Source organism: Burkholderia sp. 22PA0099 (genome assembly GCF_047497165.1).
In the GTDB taxonomy this organism is placed as follows: domain Bacteria; phylum Pseudomonadota; class Gammaproteobacteria; order Burkholderiales; family Burkholderiaceae; genus Burkholderia.
In genome coordinates this window covers 3,254,393-3,271,943 of the sequence record NZ_CP163164.1, presented here as the reverse complement: position 1 = coordinate 3,271,943, position 17,551 = coordinate 3,254,393, and the positions used below count along the sequence as shown (strand labels likewise).

Sequence of the window (17,551 nt, the reverse complement as noted above, 5' to 3'; positions counted from 1 at the left end):
TAAAGAGCGAGTTTGACGTGCAGGTGAATACCGGCGAAATGCATCGCGAATAGAAGAAACTGTCGAATCGATTGAAGCGCGCGCGTGAACGATTATGTCGGATGCGATCGATCAATCTCGATGCTGCGTCATTCATATCAAAATAAATCAAATTCGATTCGGGTTTCGCAAGAGTGTGGAATATGGTGGAGTATTCCTGCCGTGTGCGGCATGACCCCATTCGTGGATTATCTTTCGCTTGCCGCATATCGATGCTGGTTGCTTTAAAACAATCGTCGATATGAAGAGGGCAGTGAATATTCCACGAAAAGGATCAGCGCCATGAGCAATAACGGAAATGCAACGGCACCGTCTGCGGGTTATCTGACGGATTACAAGCTGAACGGCCAGCAACGCAAGGGCGTGAAATTCAGCGCCGGTTCGCTCGCGTATTTCGAGCACTACGATATCGTCGTGGAAGGGGTGGCGTATCAGGATCCCGAGAAAATCGACGCGGCAAACATCATCCTGGTGCCGGCCAACGAGGATATCGCCTGGAACAGCCGGATCGGCGTGTATGGCGCGAACGGAACCGGAGAGAGTCAGGTGCTTTTCCAGGACGGCGCGGTGTTTCGTCCCGGTGCGGGGCATATCGACAATCGCGGCGAGCTGACGCGTATCGTGTTCGATTCGGGCAATGTCGGGCGCTATACCCATTATTCGGCCGACGTCGACGGCGCCGAATATGGCGGCCTGACGATCGTTCCTGAAAAGAACGCGGTCGAATTGCCGTTGAAGGTCAAGGAGAACGCCAAGATCGAGATATTCGGGCGCAGCGAATCCGACAAGAAGGTTTCGGTGTTCGATGGCCGCTCCGAAGCCGAGCCGCTGCACGGCGCGGTGGTGTTTCACGGCGATACGTCCACTTGCGTGATGTTCATGAAGGGCGATCTGGAGAAGTTCGCGCCCGGCTACAAGCTTCGCTATGAAAACGACAAATCGACGGTCGAGGCGCGGCGCCTGTCGCCGACGCATATCCGCTTCGAAACGGTCGGCCGCAACATCGTCACCGAAGTGCAGCTTTACGCGTTGACGGCCGACGGCGCGGAAGACCGGCTGCTGTTCAAGGGACGCTACAACAAGGACGAAGCGGCAAAGTTCGACCACAACGACTGACCCGCGGCGGTTCGCCATCGAACCACCCCACACCCCGCGCGTGGCCCGGCACCGGTCGATCCGGGCCGGGCCACGCCGGTTTTCACCCTCCGCGCTTGCGCTCGGCCGGCAGCCCCAGCATCTGCGGCAGCCGCTCCCCGAGAAAATCGATGAACGTGCGCAGCCGCGCCGACAACTGGTTGCGTTCGAGATAGACCGCGTAAATGTCGGCGTTCGGCAGCGTCCAGTCGGTCAGCAGCGGCACCAGCGAGCCGTCGCGCAGCCGCGCCTCGGTTTCCCATTGCGAGCGGATCGCGATGCCGTGGCCGTCGAGCGCCCATTTGAGGACGGCCGCGCCGTCGTTGCTGCTGAGTGGCCCGCGCACCTTGATGCTTTCTTCCTGGCTGCCGCGCGTGAAGTGCCAGTTGCCGTAGGTCGAATCGTTTTCGCGCAGGATCAGGCAGGCGTGCTGCGCGAGCTCGCGCGGCGTGCGCGGCAGGCCGCGCCGCGCCAGATAGGCGGGCGCGGCGCAGACGAGGCGCCGGTTGCGCACCAGCCGCCGCGCGTTGATGCGCGCCTCGGGCACGTCGCCGAAGCGGATGCCGACGTCGAACGCATGTTCCTGCAGGCTCATCGGCCGGTCGGTCAGTTGCAACTGGATTTCCATCGACGGATGCCGTAGCGCGAACTCCGACACGGCCGGCGCGACCCAGGTGCGCCCGAAGCCGAACGAGGCGTTCACGCGCAGCAGCCCGGCCGGCTCGGCGCGGCTGCGGCTGACCTGCTGCTCGAGTTCGGCCAGTTCGGCGAGGATGCGCGTGCCGCTGTTCACATACAGCTCGCCCTCGGTCGTCACGCTGATCTGCCGCGTGGTGCGGTTCAGCAGCCGCACGCCGAGCCGCGCCTCGATCTGCTTGAGACGCTTGCTGACCGACGGCGGCGTGACGCCCAGCTCGCGCGCCGCCGCCGTCAGGCTGCCCTGGCGCACCACCAGCTCGAACAGCGCGAGATCCGAGATCGCGTCCATTGTTTCCCTCAAGTTAATACCGGTTTGCTTTTGCCGATACCTTGGCGTTCAGGGCATCAATTAGACTACAAAAAACGCAGGAGGAACCATGTTCGACGACTTCACCCCGGTCCAGGTCGAGACCGACGGCATTCAGATCCAGGCGCTGCGCGGCGGCCACGGCCCGGCGCTGTTGCTGCTGCACGGCCATCCGCAAACCCGCGCGATCTGGCATCGGGTCGCGCCGGTGCTGGCGCGGGACTTCACCGTGATCGCGGCCGACCTGCGCGGCTACGGCGACAGCGGCAAGCCGGCCGGGCTGCCCGATCACGCCAACTACGCGAAGCGCCGCATGGCGCAGGATCAGGTGGACCTGATGCGCGCGCTCGGCTTCGAGCGTTTCGACGTGCTGGCCCACGATCGCGGCGCGCGGGTGGCCGTGCGCATGGCGCTCGATCATCCGGACGCGGTGCGCCGGCTCGTCACGCTCGACATCGCGCCCACGCTGGCGATGTACGAGCAGACCTCGTTCGCGTTCGCGCGCGCCTATTGGCACTGGTTCTTCCTGGTGCGGCCCGCGCCGTTCCCCGAAACGTTGATCCGCGCCGACCCGGACCTGTACCTGAAGCAGACCATCGGCGCGCGCAGCGCGGGGCTCAAGCCGTTCGCGCCCGAGGCTTATGCGGAATACCTGCGTTGCCTGTCCGATCCGGCCACCGCGCACGGCATCTGTGAGGACTACCGTGCATCGATCACGATCGATCTCGATCACGACCGCGCCGATCTGGCCGCGGGCCGCAAGCTGGCCTGCCCGATGCTGGCCCTGTGGGGCGCCGACGGCGTGATCGGCCAGTGCTTCGATCCGCTCGCCGAATGGCGGCGCTGGTCCGACGCGGTGACCGGCCACGCGCTGCCGTGCGGCCACTACATCCCAGAGGAAGCGCCGGACGCGCTGCTCGACGCGGCGCTGCCGTTCCTGCGCGGCGCGGGCTGAGGCTGGCCCGTACGTTCCGTACCCCTGAATATTCACCCACGATACGAGAGGAACCGGGATGGCTATCCGGACGCTGTACCAGAAGCTCGTCGATTCGCACACCGTCGCGCCGCTCGATGCGGACAACGTGCTGCTCTACGCCGACCTGCATCTGATGAACGAATACACCAGCCCGCAGGCGTTCGCCGGGCTGGACGAGAAGGGCCGCGCGGTGCGCCGGCCCGGCCAGCAGGTGGCGGTGGTCAGTCACATCATCCCGACCCACGCCGAACGGCCGCGCCGGATCATCGACGTGGCCTCGGCCACGCAGGCCAGCAATCTCGCGCGCAACTGCGAGCGGGCCGGCATCCGCCTGTTCGGCACCGACGATCCCGACCAGGGCATCGAGCACGTGGTCGCGCCCGAGCACGGCTTCGTGCGGCCCGGCATGGTGATCCTGTGCGGCGACAGCCACACCACCACCTACGGCGCGCTCGGTGCGCTCGGTTTCGGCATCGGCACCTCGGAAGTCGAGCACGTGCTGGCCACGCAAACGCTGGTCTACCGCCTGGCGCAGACCATGCGGATCACGATCGACGGCGCGCTGCCGTACGGCACCACGGCCAAGGATCTCGTGATCTGGCTGATCGCGAAGATCGGCGCGCAGGGCGCGCGCGGCTATGCGGTCGAGTTCGCCGGCAGCACGCTCGAAGGCCTCACGGCCGAGGCGCGCATGACGCTCTGCAACATGACGGTGGAGGCCGGCGCGCGCGCCGCGCTGATCGCGCCCGACGCGACCACGCTCGACTACGTGCGCCGGCATGTGGCGTTCGACGACGCGCAATGGGCCGCCGCCTGCGCCGATTGGGCCGGGCTGGCGAGCGACGCGGGCGCGCGCTTCGATGCCGAGCATCGCTTCGACGCCAGCCAGGTCGCGCCGTTCGTGACCTGGGGCACCAGCCCCGACCAGGCGATCGCGATCGACGCCGCCGTGCCGGCCGCCGAGGATCAGGCCACACCGGCCGAGGCCGAATCCACGCGCCGCGCGCTCGACTACATCGGCCTGCAGGCCGGCGCGCCGATCGCCGGCACGCCGGTGAACCGCGTGTTCATCGGCTCGTGCACCAACGGTCGCATCGAGGATTTGCGCACGGTGGCCGCGATCGTGCGCGGCCGTCAGGTGGCCGAGGGCGTGCGCGCGATGGTGGTGCCCGGCTCGGGCCGGGTGCGCCGCCAGGCCGAGGCCGAGGGCATCGCGCGCGTGCTGACCGAGGCCGGCTTCGAATGGCGCGAGCCGGGCTGCTCGATGTGCCTCGCGATGAACGACGACTTTCTCGAGGCCGGCGAGCGCTGCGCCTCCACCACCAACCGCAATTTCGAGGGGCGGCAGGGGCGCGGCGGGCGCACCCACCTGATGAGCCCCGCGATGGCCGCCGCCGCCGCGCTGACCGGCCGCCTGACCGACATCCGCACGCTGGAGCACTGACATGAGCCTGCTGACCCATCTCGAAGGCCGTGCGCTGCCGCTGCCGATCGACAACCTCGACACCGACCAGATCATGCCGAAGCAGTTCCTGCGCGGCATCGACAAGGCGGGCCTTGCGCAAGGGCTGCTGTACGACCTGCGCGTCGATGCGCAGGGCCGCCCGCGCGATGGCGCGGTGCTGAACGACCCGCGCCACGCCGGCGCGTCGATCCTGATCGGCGGCGCGAACTTCGGTTGCGGATCGAGCCGCGAACACGCCGTCTGGGGCCTGATGCAATACGGCATCACGGCCGTGATCGCGCCGAGCTTCGCCGAGATCTTCTATTCGAACGCGATGAACAACCGGCTGCTGCTGGTGGCGCTGCCGCGCGAGGTGGTCGATGCGTTGACGGCCGAGGCGCAGGCGCATCCGCAAGGCATCCTGAAGATCGACCTGGAAGCGCAGGCGGTCGCCACGCCCGGCGGCACCGTGTATTCGTTTCCGATCGGCGCGCGCCACAAGCGCATGGTGATCGACGGCGTCGACACCATCGACCTGACGCTTCTGATGGCCGACGCGATCGACGCGTTCGAGCAACGGCATCGCGCCGCGCATCCGTGGGCGCTGATCGACGTGCCGGGCACGGCAGCGTCGGCGGCTTCGGCAGCGCCGGTTAGTTCGGTTACCTGAACACGGGCGGCCCGGCCGCCCGCACCGCGGCCGCACCCGGCCGACTTTTTCCGCACCCCGCATCGCTCCGACCGCCCGACAACAGGGCGGCGGGGACGACGCACGCCCCTTTCTTTCCGGAGGAGACATGGCGACTCGCATCCAATCCGTTCCGCTCTGGCGGCATCTCTACTTTCAAGTGCTGGTGGCGATCGCGCTCGGCGTCGCGTTCGGCCATTTCGCGCCGTCCACGGCGGTGGCGCTGAAGCCGCTCGGCGATCTGTTCGTGCGCCTGATCCGCATGGTGATCGCGCCGGTGGTGTTCTGCGCGGTGGTGGCCGGTATCGCCAGCATGCGCGACCTGAAGGCCGTGGGCCGCGCCGGCGGCAAGGCGCTGCTGTATTTCGAGGCGATCTCCACGGTGGCGCTCGGCTTCGGGCTGCTGATGGGGCACCTGCTGCAGCCGGGCGCGGGCTTCAACGTGTCGATCGCCTCGCTCGACGCGTCGGCCGTGTCCGACTACGTGTCGCGCGCCGCGCACGGCGAGGGGCTGACCGGCTTCCTGATGCACGTGGTGCCCGAAACGTTCGTGGGTGCGTTCACGCACGAGGACATCCTGCCGGTACTGCTGCTCGCGCTGCTGTGCGGCTCGGCGCTGTCGGTGCTCGGCGAGCGGGTGCAGCCGGTGGTCGATTTCGTCGACGGCGTGGCGGCCATGATGTTCCGCATCGTCGGCTTCATCGCGCGCGTCGCGCCGATCGGGGCGTTCGGCGCGATCGCGTTTACGGTCGGCAAGTTCGGGGTGGGCTCGCTGCTGCCGATGATGAAGCTGGTCGGCTGCTTCTACCTGACCGCGCTGCTGTTCGTGTTCGTCGTGCTCGGCACGGTGGCGCGGCTGGCCGGCTTCAGCATCGTGCGCTTCCTGGTGTTCATCCGCGAGGAATTGCTGATCGTGCTTGGCACCTCCACCTCCGAAAGCGCGCTGCCGCAACTGATGCTCAAGCTCGAACAGCTCGGCTGCCAGCGCGGCGTGGTGGGGCTGGTGGTGCCCACCGGCTATTCGTTCAACCTGGACGGCACCAGCATCTACATGACGCTCACCGTGCTGTTCCTCGCGCAGGCCACCAACACGCCGCTCACGCTGACCCAGCAACTGACGCTGCTGGCGGTCACGATGCTGACCTCGAAGGGCTCGGCGGCGGTGGTGGGCGCGGGTTTCGTGACGCTGGCGGCGAGTTTGTCGGTGGTGCCCACCGTGCCGGTGGCCGCGATGGTGCTGGTGCTCGGCATCGATCGCTTCATGGCCGAATGCCGTTCACTGACCAACCTGGTCGGCAACGGCGTGGCGACGATCGTGGTGTGCGCCTGGGAGGGCGCGCTCGATCGCGAGCGGATGCGGGCGGTGTTGAGCGGCGAGTGGCGGCCGGTTGTTCAGGACAACGAAGGCGAGGCGGGCGAGGCGGGGGCGGCGGTCGATCGCGGCGAGATGGCGGGGCAGCAGCGCTGAGGGGGCGGGCGAGGCTTCGTCACAGCGAGATGCAACACGTTGATCAAGCACCTGGGCGAGGTCAACCCATGCCGGTCCGGAGCGTGTCACGCGTTGCCAACCCCGCATAATAGGCGTGGACTGCAATAACTCAGGGGGGCGCCATGCAATTCGAGGCAGCAGAGAGAACCATGTGGGAACTCGTGCAAACCTATACGGGTCGGGTCGGTTACCAGCGTGGCGCGAAATCGGAAGGCCTGTCGGCCGACCCGCCCGTCATCGACTGCTCGGGATGGACCCGATTGCTCCTTACAAAAGCAATGCAGGCAGAGAACGAAGCCGCGGGCCGCGTGGTGTTTGGTTCCGATGACCTCGAAGCCCTGCAAGTGTGGTCGGATCGAATCATTCAGGAAATCGAGACCCGGACGGGCTTTGTTCTTGAAGGAGACAAAATTACGGCGCACAGTCTTCCGCGCTGCGCCACCATCGGGCTGAAAATGGGCGCGCCTTCGTGGGCGAACAACCATCCTCGTCTTCGCGGCATCACCCACATTGTTCAGGTGGTGCGCCGCCCTGAGGATGGTGCGCCGTTTGTCTCCGAGTCGTTCTGCGGTGCCGTCTCACAGGGCATCAGCCTGACGCCGCTGGAAGCGTGGCTCGTGCAGTCACGGCCTCATCTGCGCGCAGGTGAAACGTGGGCTGTCGATCCGTTCGGCCTGGCCGCAACGAATTGAATATTGCCCCCCATCACCGCCCCCGCGCCAACACCTGCTCTCCCGCATCACGCGGCAGCATCACACTGTCGACGATCGCCACCGCGGCCATCGCGGCGATCAGCACGAACGCCAGATGGAAATCGGCCACGCCCGGCGTGCCCTGCGGCGTGCCGTGCAGCACGCCCGCCACCGACAGCGCCAGCGCGCCCACCGCGATCCCCATCCCCGCGTTCATTTGCTGAAGCACCGAGAACAGCGTGGTGGCGTCGCGCATCTGCGGCTGCGGCACGTCGGCGAAGCCGATCGTGTTCATCGCCGTGAATTGCATCGAGCGCGTCATGCCGGTGACGAACAGCAGCAGGCAGACGAGCCAGTGCGGGGTGCTGGCGGTCAGCGTCGCGCAGGCCGCGAACCCGAGCACGATCAGCGCGCCATTGCCGATCAGCACCGGGCGAAAGCCGAACGTGTGCATGATGCGCGTGGTGGCCGGCTTCATCGCGAGATTGCCGGCGAACAGCCACAGCAGCAGCGTGCCGGCTTCCACGGCGCTGTAGCCGAACGCCAACTGGAACATCAGCGGCAGCAGGAACGGCGCGGTGCCGATCGCAGTCCGAAACAGCGAGCCGCCGAGCGCGGTGACGCGGAACGTGGCGATCGACAGCGGCGCGAGCGCGAACAGCGGATGTCTGGCGCGCGCCAGATAGCGCGCCGACACGATCAGCAGCGCCACGCCGGCCGCCAGCATCGCGAGCGCGAGCACGCGCGGGAGATCGGCGCGGCTGGCCGCTTCCAGCCCGGCCATGAACAGCAGGAAGCCGAGGCCCGTCAGGATGAAGCCGGGCAGGTCGAACGGCGCGCGCTTCTCGTCGCCGTTGCGCACCAGCACGAGCGCGGCGGCCAGCGCCACCGCGCCGATCGGCAGGTTCAGCAGGAAGATCCACGGCCAGCTCCAGTGCATCGCGATCCAGCCGCCCACCGGCGGCCCGAGCACCGGCGCGACCAGCGCGGGCCAGGTCAGGATCGCGATGGCGCGCACGATCTGGTCCTTCGGCGTGTCGCGCAACACCACCAGCCGGCCCACCGGCACCATCATCGCGCCGCCGAGGCCCTGCAGCGTGCGCGCGGCGGTGAACGCGAGCAGGTTGGTGCTGGCCGCGCACAGCAGCGAGGACAGCGTGAACACGACGATCGCCGACGCGAACACGCGCCGCGCGCCGTAGCGGTCCGCCATCCAGCCGCTGATCGGGATGAACACCGTCAGCGCCACCAGGTAGGCCGACACGCCGATCGACAGATGCGTGGCGGCGGTGCCGAACTCGCGAGCCATGGTGGGCAGCGCGGTGGCGATCACGGTGGCGTCGAGGTTTTCCATGAAGAACACGGCGGCAACGAGGAGCGCGGTGGCGGTGCGGCGGTCGAGGGACATGGAGCGCGGGGGAAGTCGGCAGGAGCGCCGAGTATACGAGACGGTGCGCGATTGCGGGGGGCTGCGCGAGCAGGCGAGGAGCAGGGACGATGGCGGCGGCCGATACGCGCGCGCGGGAAATCGGCTGTAATGGTTGATCGGTTGGCGATGCGTCGGAAACACATGCAGACACAGGCGAGACACAGGCGAGACGTGCGCGCAGACACGCGTGGCACGGACGCCAAGCGTGCGACAGCGCCCGCTTGTCTGCTGCGTCGCCAGCCACGCATCACGCGGCGGCCGTCGAAAATCGCCCGCCGCCGCCATCCTTCCGGGCATTGCATTTGCTACCCGGCCTTCATTCATCCCGCTCGAAGGAGAACCCGCCGATGGACGATTCCCGTTCCGCTTCCCCCGCCCAAGCCGACCATGCCGACCAACCCGCCGCGTCGAAGGTGCCGGCCCCCGCGCATCGCGAGGCCGCATCGCCGGCCGGCAAGCATCGCGCGCCGCCGTGCACGCTGGTGATCTTCGGCGCCGGCGGCGACCTGACCAGCCGCCTGCTGATGCCCGCGCTCTACAACCTCGCGGTGGACGGCCTGCTCGACGACGGCACCCAGATCCTCGGTGTCAATCACGGCGAGCGCGAAACCGCCGCCTGGCGCGACGACCTGCACGACGCGCTCGTCAAGCTCGCGGCCGACAAGGCCAGCACCTTCCACGCCGGCAAGCTCGACGACACCGCCTGGAACTGGGTCGCGCAGCGCCTGCAGTACATGGCCGGCGATTTCGAGGACGCGGCCGCCTACCAGCGGCTCGCCAAGCAGCTCGGCGACAAGCAGGGCAACGTGGTGTTCTACCTCGCCGTGAGCGGGCGCTTCTTCAAGCCGATCGTCGAGCAGCTCGGCAAGGCGGGCTTGCTCGAGGAGCGCGGCGGCGCGAACGGGCCGTTCCGCCGGATCGTCATCGAAAAGCCGTTCGGCAGCGATCTGGCCTCGGCGCGCGACCTGAACCAGCACTTGCTGGACGTGGCGAAGGAATCGCAGATCTACCGGATCGACCATTTTCTCGGCAAGGAAACCGTGCAGAGCATCATGGCCGTGCGCTTCGCCAACGCGCTGTTCGAGCCGATCTGGCGGCGCGAGTACATCGACAGCGTGCAGATCACGGCGTCGGAGGTGATCGGCGTGGAGCGGCGCGGCAACTTCTACGAGCAGACCGGCGCGTTTCGCGACATGGTGCCGAACCACCTGTTCCAGTTGCTCGGCATGGTGGCGATGGAGCCGCCGAACTCGTTCGAGGCCGAGGCCGTGCGCGACAAGAAGGCCGATATCTTCGAGGCGCTGAAGCCGCTCGCGCCCGCCGACGTGGTGTTCGGCCAGTACGCGGCCGGCCCCGGCGGCGTGGCCTATCGCGACGAGCCGGATGTCGCGAAGGACAGCCGCACCGAAACCTACGCGGCCGCGCGCGTGCAGATCGACAACTGGCGCTGGGCCGGCGTGCCGTTCTACCTGCGCACCGGCAAGCGGCTGGCCGAGCGGCGCACCGAAATCTCGGTGCAGCTCAAGCCGGTGCCGTTCCGGCTGTTCCGCGACACGCCGATCGATGCGCTCACACCGAACGTGCTGACGCTGCGCATCGACCCGTCGCACGGCACGAGCTTCGATTTCAACGTCAAGACGCCGGGGCCGGCCATGCAGGTGGGGCCGGTGCGCTCGTCGTTCGACTACGATGCGTTCTTTCCGCAGCGCGCCAACGTGGGCTACGAAACGCTGCTGTACGACTGCCTGCTCGGCGACGAGACGCTGTTCCAGCGCGCCGACGCCATCGAGGACACCTGGGCGGCGGTGGAGGGCGTGCTGCATCCCGAAGGCGGCGAGACGATCCCGGTGCACGATTACCCGGCCGGCAGCGAAGGGCCGGCCGAGGCCGATGCGCTGCTGGCGCGCGACGGCCGGGCCTGGCGCCCGCTCGTCGAGGCGGAGCCGGCCGCAGCCGGGAGCGCGGGGCAGGCCAAGGCACCCGATGCCCCCGGCGCACCTCACGCACCTCACGCACCCGCGCGCGGCGGAAAATCCTGAGGAACGCGAACGATCCGGCCGGCGGCGCAGCCCGCCGCTTCTACCGACAACACGAGACAAACACCATGAAACCCAGCAAGAAGCCGAGCACCAAGCCCCACGCCACGCACGAGCATGGCGAGGCGATCCTGGCGATCGACATCGGTGGCAGCGGCCTGAAGGCCGCGATCGTCGATGCTGACGGCACGATGCGCACCGAGCGCGTGCGCGTGAGCACGCCGCATCCGTGCCCGCCAAAGCGGATGGTCGAGACGCTGCACGAACTGGTCAAGCCGTTGCTCGCGCAACATCCGGCCTCGCGCATGTCGATCGGCTTTCCCGGCTTCGTGCGCGACAACCATGTGCTGACCGCGCCGAACATCGGCCCGAAGGGCTGGAACGACGTGCCGCTGGCCGAGATGCTCGGCCAGCGCCTCGGCATCCCGGAGGTACGCATGATCAACGACGCGGAAATGCAGGGCTTCGCCGCGATCGAGGGGCATGGCCTCGAATTCGTGCTGACGCTCGGCACCGGGGCCGGCACCGCGCTGTTCCGCGACGGCGAGCTGATGCCGCATCTCGAGCTCGCGCATCACCCGGTCAGCAAGAAATATACGTACGACGAATATATTGGCGACGCCGCGCGCCGCTCGGCGGGCACCAAGCGCTGGAACACGCGCGTCGAGAAGGTGCTCGGCATTCTCGAATCGCTGGTGCACTACGACCGGCTGTGGATCGGCGGCGGCAATGCCGAGCGTCTCACGTTCAAGCTGCCGCCGAACGTGGCGACCGTGTCGAACGAGAACGGCATCGAGGGCGGGGCGCGGCTCTGGCATCCGCTCTCGATGCGCGAGGCGCGCCAGCGGCCCGAGGTGGATTGAGGCGCTACCGGCGCCCAAAAAGGAAACCGGCCGCATCGAACTGCATGCGGCCGGCTGCTGCGAGAGGCATGGGCACGGGCGCGCTCACGGCGCACCGGCCTGCCGTGGCTTACTGCCCCGAGGTGGCGGCTTTCTTCTCGGCGTTCTGCAGATCCTGCGGATAGTTCGGATCGTTCGCCGCCGGCTTGTAGCCGTTCGCTTCCAGTTTCTTCAGTTCGGCGGAGTTCTTGGCGCGGGCCGCCTTGCGCTCGGCCTTGTGCTGCGCACGGGCGGCCTTGCGCTTCTGGGCCTTGGTCGGCGCGCTGGCGGCATCCGGCGCGGCGGCACCGGGGTCGGCCGGGGGCGTTTGGGCGAGTGCGAGACCGGACAGGCCCAGCGACAGGGACAACGTCAGCGCGGCAAGAGACAGCTTGCGGGAAGTACGCATATCGACTTTCTCCTGAATCAACGAAGTGAGCGGCGCCCGCAACGTGTGGCGGGCGCCGTGCCTGCTCGCGGGAATGCGGGCGGACTGACGCAATGTAGCAGGGTGTCGCGAGGGTTGCACTTAACGCCGCGTTTTGCCTCACATTTGCTTCGGTCAGCTATCGATATGACGTTTCGCGCGTTGCGTGGACTTTTCGGTCTGCTCGGTACGTCAGGGCCGATTCCATCCGGAATGGCGCGATGCTCGCATTGAGCGCCAGCGGCCAATAAAAACCGGCCGCATCGAACGGCATGCGGCCGGCTGCTGCGAGAGGCATGGGCACGGGCGCGCTCGCGGCGCGCCGGCCGGTGCGGCTTACTGCCCCGAGGTGGCGGCTTTCTTCTCGGCGTTCTGCAGATCTTGCGGATAGTTCGGATCTTTCGCCGCCGGCTGGTAGCCGGTCGCTTCCAGTTTCTTCAGCTCCGCGATTTTCTTGTCGTGAGCTGCCTTCAAATCGGTGATTTTCTTGTCGTTGGTTGCCTTCAGATCGGCGACCTTCTTGTCGTGGGCTGCTTTCAGATCGGCCTTGCGCTGCGCGACGGCGGCTTGGCGCTCGGCCTTGCGCTGTGCGTGGGCCGCCTTGATCGACTGGATAGGCGTCAACGTGATGGCGGCAGCCGGCGCGGCGGCTGCTGGATCGGCGGCGGGCGTTTGGGCGAACGCGAGGCTGGACAGGCCCAGCGACAGGGACAACGTCAACGCGGCAAGAGACAGCTTGCGGGTGGTACGCATATCGACTTCCTTCTTAAATCAACGAAGTGGGTGGCGCACGCAACGTGTGGCGGACGCCGTGTCCGGGCGCGAGGATGCCGCGGACCGACCCAATGTAACAGGCCGTCGCCCGAATTGCGCTTAATGCCACATTTTGCCGCACATTGACTTGTGTCGATGATCGATACGACGTTTTGCGCGTTGGGCTGTCTCCCCGGTTTGCTCAGTACGCCAGGGCCGATTCCATCCGGAACTGCGCGATGCTCGCATTGAGCTGGCGGCCCTGATCCTCCAGCGCCGTCGAGGCCGCGGCCGCTTCCTCGACCAGCGCGGCGTTCTGCTGCGTGACCTGATCCATCTGCGTGATCGCCTGGTTGACCTGCTCGATGCCGCGGCTCTGTTCCTCGGACGCGGCGGCGATCTCGCCGACGATATCGGTGACGTGGCCCACCGCCTGCGTCACGTCCGACATGGTGGCGCCGGCCTCGTTGGCGAGCCTGGCGGCGTCGCCGATCTGCTGGACCGAGGTGCTGATCAGATCCTTGATCTCCTTGGCCGCGCTCGACGAGCGTTGCGCGAGGCTGCGCACTTCGTTGGCGACCACCGCGAAGCCGCGGCCCTGATCGCCGGCGCGCGCGGCTTCCACGGCCGCGTTCAGCGCGAGGATGTTGGTCTGGAACGCGATGCCCTCGATCATGCCGGTGATGTCGGCGATCTTCGTGGAGTTGGTGCTGATCTCGCCCATCGTCACGACCACGCGGCCCACCACGGCGCTGCCCTTGGTCGCCACGTCCGATGCGTTGGCCGACAGCATGTTGGCCTGGCGTGCGCTGTCGGCGTTCTGCTTCACCGTGGCCGTCAGTTGCTCCATGCTCGACGCCGTTTCCTGCAGCGAGGCCGCCTGCTGCTCGGTGCGCGACGACAGATCGGTATTGCCTGCCGCGATCTGGCCGGAGCCGGTGGCGATGTTGTCGGCGGCGCTGCGCACGCCGCTCAGCAGCGTGACGAGGCTGCGCTGCATCTCGCTCATCGAGGCCAGCACGCTGCCGGCCGGCGCGGTGTCGCCGCCCGGCACCGGGCTCAGGTCGCCGGCCGCCACGCGATGCGTGACTTCGGCCAGGTCGGTCGGCTCCGCGCCGAGCGAGCGCATCAGGCGGCGCGTGATCATCAGGCCGGCGAGCGTGGCCAGCACGATCGAGGCCAGGCAGATCGCGATCAGCAGGTTGCGCTGTCTCGCGAAATTATCTTCGGCATCCTGAATGAGCTGAGCCTCACGCGCATGCGCGGCGCGTTGGTAGGCGTTGGTCGACTTGATCAGCGCGTTGAGCAGCGGGCGGCACTTGGTGGCGATCTCGTCGATGGCAGCGTCGCGCTGGCCGGCCAGCGCGAGGCGGTCGATGTCGAGCGCGACGGGCCGGTATTGCTCCTCGATGCGCGAGATTTCCGCCGCGTTGTTGCGCGACTGCTCGGTCATGTCGGTGGCATTGGCCACCATCTCGTTGAATTGCGCAAGCGCTGCTTCTACGCGCGTCTCGGCTTCGGACACGGCCGTTTTCTCGATCTCGATGTCGGCCGGTGCGCTGACCAGCACCAGGTTACGCACGGCCATCGCACGGTCGTCCACGGCGTTGCGCACTTCGCGGGCCTTGTCGGCGCGCGCGTTGATGCCTTTCACGAAGCTGTAGAAGCGATCGTTCGAATCGCCGAGCGCTTTCAGCGAAACGCCCGATACGACCAGCACGATAACGGTCAGGGTTCCGAATGTAATCAGGAGCGAGGATTTCGCCGATAAATTCTTGAAAGTCATATGGTGCTCCGCTCCTTGTGCCGCGATGAAAAGCCGATGACGAATGCGATGGTTCGGCGAACTGACAGTTCGCCAACGGATCGCCTTGTCCATGGCAGGGTTATCGGCAGCGTTCGGCACGAGCACAGGTGCCTATTGGGCGAAATCGCGACGCAAAGGTTTGCGTATCGTTAAAGATTGTGAACTCGCGGGATATGACGATTTCCGCTGAGGAATGATGAAAATTTGAAGGTAAGAATGGGGTGGTTTGCAGTGAGGCGCAGGCGAAAAATCGGTAAGTTCGGCTGATTTTTTGTGGCAATGGTATGACGAAGGCGGCGCCGGTTTGGGGTTGTCGGCGGCCTTGAGGTTGCGATTCGTGCCGAGTCGCGCGATATGGGTGCGCGCCGAAGTTGGCCTTTTGCGAAAGCGAAATCGAGAATTGCCGGCGTTATTTTTATTGATATTTTTTTAATGAATTTCTAAAACTTTCCATCAAGTCACGGCGAGATGCCGCGCGCCTTTATTCGAATAAGGCGGCGCGGCCTGCCCAAGCTTATCGAGTATCCCGCCCGCCATGAAACTGCCCGAAGTGCCGGGCCGCAAACAGCCCGATCGCCAGCATGCCCAAACCGAGCGTGGCCGCGTCGGCCGTATTCCGAAGCTCGAATTGCCCCACATGGCAAACCAGCGCATAGCCCGCCACCAGATTGAACAACCCCCACACCACGTTCACCGTGGACGACGACAACCCACGCCCCCGAGGCTTGGCGAACGGGCTTTGAAACGGCTCGCCGCGAACGCCGCTGACGAAATGCGGCACGGCGTTGGCGAGAAAAACACCACCGAAGAACCACGCTACGAAGTGAAACTCATGCATGTCGGATACCTCTTGCGTCGAGAAGGTCAAGCACGTGCTGCGTCGTGCCGGTTTCGCCCAGGCGGGGAAATACGTGATTCAGGCTGGTGTCGTGCGCTTGCGGCTTGCCGTCGGTCATCGCGTCGACCGCGAGCGTCACGTGATAGCCAAGCTCATACGCCTGGCGCGCGGTCGATTCCACACCCGTGCCGGTCGCCACACCCACGATCACGACCTGCGTCACGCCGCGCGTTTTCAGTTGGCGATCGAGGTCCGTGCCGCTGAACGCGCCCCAGGTGCGTTTGGTCACCAGCACGTCGCCGGCTTGTCGATCGAGTTCGGGAATCAGTTCGGCCCAGCCGGGCGGCAGCGCTTCGGTGCGGCGAGGTTGCTCGGTGCGCCCCGGCGCGGTGCCATCGACATTGACCAGCACGACCGGCAAGCCATGCCGGCGGAACGCATCGAGCAAGGCGCGCGATCGTTCGATGATCGGGGCGATCGACTCGATGAACGCCGAGCCGACGATGCCGCGCTGCAGATCGACCACGATCAGGGCGGTGTTGGGGTCCAGCGTCGAAATGGGCATGGCCTTCCTTTACGGTATCGGCGGTATTGACGGGTGCTTACTCGTCCACCAGACGCTCGAGCAACGCCACGGCGCTCGTCAGTTGCGCCTGTTCGGCCGGGGACAAGCGTGCACGGAGGGTTTTCGACAGCCAGTCCTGCCGGGCGCTGCGCGCGCGCTCGATCCACGAACGACCGGCCTCCGTCAGCCGCAGAATGGTTCGGCGCCCATCGGCCGGATCTGGCGTGCCGGCGATGAACCCCATCGTTTCGAGCGGCGCAATCGCGGTGCCCATCGATTGCGTGCGAATGCCTTCGGCCCGCGCTAGTTCCGACACCGATCCCGAGCCCTCGCGCTCCAGGCGCAGAAGCACGAGCGCCTGCGTGGTGCTCAGATCGCCGCGACCGGCTTGCGCGCGCATGGCGCGCTTCAGCTTGGAAATGACGGTGCGAAGCGAGGTGGCGAGCGCGTCGGCTTGATCCGGCGGCGGGAGGGGGGCGTGATCTTTCATGAGCGGCACTGTGCCAGATGAAAAGAAAACTGCCAAGTTAACTTACTATTTTCACGCAAAAAAGCGCGACGTCCGCCGCGCGTACCTTACTTCGCCCGCACCACCAACCCGCGCGCCATTGCGGCCTTGTAGGGCTCGTCGAGCGTCACCGCATTGCGGTACAGCGTGCGCATCGCCAGGCAGGTGTCGGCCGGCGTGGCGGTGGCCGGGGCGCGCGTGGCGTCGAGGAAGGTCTTGCGCTCGGCGGCCGGCAGCGGCTGCATGATCCGTTCGAGCGCGGTGGTCACGGCCGCGGCGTTGGGGGCGATCGCGGGCGTGTTGTCGAGCACGGCCTGCACCGAGGCCTGCGAGATGTCGAACCAGGCGTTCGCGTCGGCTTCGTTCAGGCGCGCGATCGCATCGTTGAACATGCGTTCCTTGTCGTCCGGCTTGACGACCGGCCGCGACAAGGTCTGGCAGTCGTGATCGGGCATGCCCGCCACCAGCTTCGCCATCAGCGCGAGCCGCTGTTCGAGCTGCGCGTCGGGCAGGCGCGGCAGGCCGTCCTGCGCGAGACCGAAGCCCTTTTCGTAGCCGTCGGCCTGCTTGTCGCCGGCCAGCAGCGCCTGGAATTTCGCGTTGTCGTCGAGCTTTTCCATGAAGCGCTCGTAGGCCGCGTGCGCCGGTACGTTTTCCGCGAACGGGTTGTCGTCGTCTTCGTCTTCCTGTTGGCTGCTTGTCGAGACGGGCGGCGTGCTGCCGTCCGGCGCGCCGCGAAGGTGCTGGACCACACGCACCGCGGCCACGCCGAGCACGGCGGCGAGCAGATAAACCAGAAGGCGATTCTTGCGTGAGGTCATCGATCCACCGTCGGATTG

The 17,551-nt window shown here is 66.7% G+C and carries 17 protein-coding genes; 8 read left to right on the top strand and 9 right to left on the bottom strand.

What is annotated here, in order from left to right:
* The first annotated feature begins 321 nt into the window (after positions 1-321).
* On the top strand, positions 322-1,155 hold the full coding sequence (locus AB4851_RS14275; RefSeq protein ID WP_414447749.1) for a hypothetical protein: 834 nt from the start codon (positions 322-324) through the stop codon (positions 1,153-1,155).
* 82 nt (positions 1,156-1,237) lie between these two features.
* Here AB4851_RS14275 and AB4851_RS14270 read toward each other — a convergent pair whose 3' ends face one another.
* Positions 1,238-2,161 carry a LysR family transcriptional regulator gene (locus tag AB4851_RS14270; protein WP_414441791.1) on the bottom strand — a complete coding sequence of 308 codons (924 nt, stop codon included), beginning with the start codon at positions 2,159-2,161 and terminating at the stop codon, positions 1,238-1,240.
* 88 nt (positions 2,162-2,249) lie between these two features.
* Here AB4851_RS14270 and AB4851_RS14265 point away from each other — a divergent pair, with 88 nt between their 5' ends.
* The 5 genes from AB4851_RS14265 (at position 2,250) to AB4851_RS14245 (ending at position 7,468) form a co-directional block, all read left to right on the top strand.
* Positions 2,250-3,134, top strand: a complete 885-nt coding sequence (locus AB4851_RS14265) for an alpha/beta fold hydrolase (RefSeq protein WP_414447748.1) — start codon at positions 2,250-2,252, stop codon at positions 3,132-3,134.
* A 58-nt stretch (positions 3,135-3,192) separates the two neighbouring features.
* On the top strand, positions 3,193-4,599 hold the full coding sequence (gene leuC / locus AB4851_RS14260) for a 3-isopropylmalate dehydratase large subunit (RefSeq protein WP_414447747.1): 1,407 nt from the start codon (positions 3,193-3,195) through the stop codon (positions 4,597-4,599).
* A gap of 1 nt (position 4,600) precedes the next feature.
* Positions 4,601-5,269, top strand: a complete 669-nt coding sequence (gene leuD / locus AB4851_RS14255; protein ID WP_414447746.1) for a 3-isopropylmalate dehydratase small subunit — start codon at positions 4,601-4,603, stop codon at positions 5,267-5,269.
* Between the two features lie 127 nt (positions 5,270-5,396).
* On the top strand, positions 5,397-6,755 hold the full coding sequence (dctA, locus tag AB4851_RS14250) for a C4-dicarboxylate transporter DctA (protein WP_414447745.1): 1,359 nt from the start codon (positions 5,397-5,399) through the stop codon (positions 6,753-6,755).
* A gap of 170 nt (positions 6,756-6,925) precedes the next feature.
* A complete protein-coding gene (locus AB4851_RS14245; RefSeq protein WP_414447744.1) occupies positions 6,926-7,468 on the top strand; it encodes a hypothetical protein in 543 nt (180 codons plus the stop codon).
* A gap of 13 nt (positions 7,469-7,481) precedes the next feature.
* Here AB4851_RS14245 and AB4851_RS14240 read toward each other — a convergent pair whose 3' ends face one another.
* Positions 7,482-8,876 (bottom strand): MFS transporter, encoded by a 1,395-nt coding sequence (locus tag AB4851_RS14240; protein WP_414447743.1) that lies wholly within the window; start codon positions 8,874-8,876, stop codon positions 7,482-7,484.
* Positions 8,877-9,244: 368 nt separating this feature from the next.
* Here AB4851_RS14240 and zwf point away from each other — a divergent pair, with 368 nt between their 5' ends.
* Entirely contained in the window at positions 9,245-10,936 is a 1,692-nt protein-coding gene (gene zwf / locus AB4851_RS14235) for a glucose-6-phosphate dehydrogenase (RefSeq protein ID WP_414447742.1), read from the top strand.
* 65 nt (positions 10,937-11,001) lie between these two features.
* On the top strand, positions 11,002-11,796 hold the full coding sequence (locus AB4851_RS14230) for an ROK family protein (RefSeq protein WP_414447741.1): 795 nt from the start codon (positions 11,002-11,004) through the stop codon (positions 11,794-11,796).
* 109 nt (positions 11,797-11,905) lie between these two features.
* Here AB4851_RS14230 and AB4851_RS14225 read toward each other — a convergent pair whose 3' ends face one another.
* The 7 genes from AB4851_RS14225 to AB4851_RS14195 all read right to left on the bottom strand — a co-directional run bounded on the left by AB4851_RS14225 (position 11,906) and on the right by AB4851_RS14195 (position 17,533).
* The gene (locus tag AB4851_RS14225; protein ID WP_414441801.1) at positions 11,906-12,223 is read right to left on the bottom strand and encodes a DUF4148 domain-containing protein; all 318 of its coding nucleotides are present in this window, start codon (positions 12,221-12,223) and stop codon (positions 11,906-11,908) included.
* 354 nt (positions 12,224-12,577) lie between these two features.
* On the bottom strand, positions 12,578-12,994 hold the full coding sequence (locus AB4851_RS14220; protein WP_414447740.1) for a DUF4148 domain-containing protein: 417 nt from the start codon (positions 12,992-12,994) through the stop codon (positions 12,578-12,580).
* A 202-nt stretch (positions 12,995-13,196) separates the two neighbouring features.
* Positions 13,197-14,780 (bottom strand): methyl-accepting chemotaxis protein, encoded by a 1,584-nt coding sequence (locus tag AB4851_RS14215; RefSeq protein WP_414447739.1) that lies wholly within the window; start codon positions 14,778-14,780, stop codon positions 13,197-13,199.
* 535 nt (positions 14,781-15,315) lie between these two features.
* A complete protein-coding gene (locus tag AB4851_RS14210) occupies positions 15,316-15,639 on the bottom strand; it encodes a hypothetical protein (RefSeq protein ID WP_414449195.1) in 324 nt (107 codons plus the stop codon).
* On the bottom strand, positions 15,632-16,204 hold the full coding sequence (locus AB4851_RS14205; RefSeq protein ID WP_414447738.1) for a cysteine hydrolase: 573 nt from the start codon (positions 16,202-16,204) through the stop codon (positions 15,632-15,634). The genes AB4851_RS14210 and AB4851_RS14205 overlap by 8 nt, the downstream gene beginning before the upstream one ends.
* Positions 16,205-16,241: 37 nt before the next feature.
* On the bottom strand, positions 16,242-16,694 hold the full coding sequence (locus AB4851_RS14200; RefSeq protein WP_414447737.1) for a MarR family winged helix-turn-helix transcriptional regulator: 453 nt from the start codon (positions 16,692-16,694) through the stop codon (positions 16,242-16,244).
* A gap of 86 nt (positions 16,695-16,780) precedes the next feature.
* Positions 16,781-17,533, bottom strand: coding sequence for a hypothetical protein (locus tag AB4851_RS14195; protein ID WP_414447736.1), 753 nt, complete (start codon positions 17,531-17,533; stop codon positions 16,781-16,783).
* Positions 17,534-17,551 lie beyond the last annotated feature (18 nt).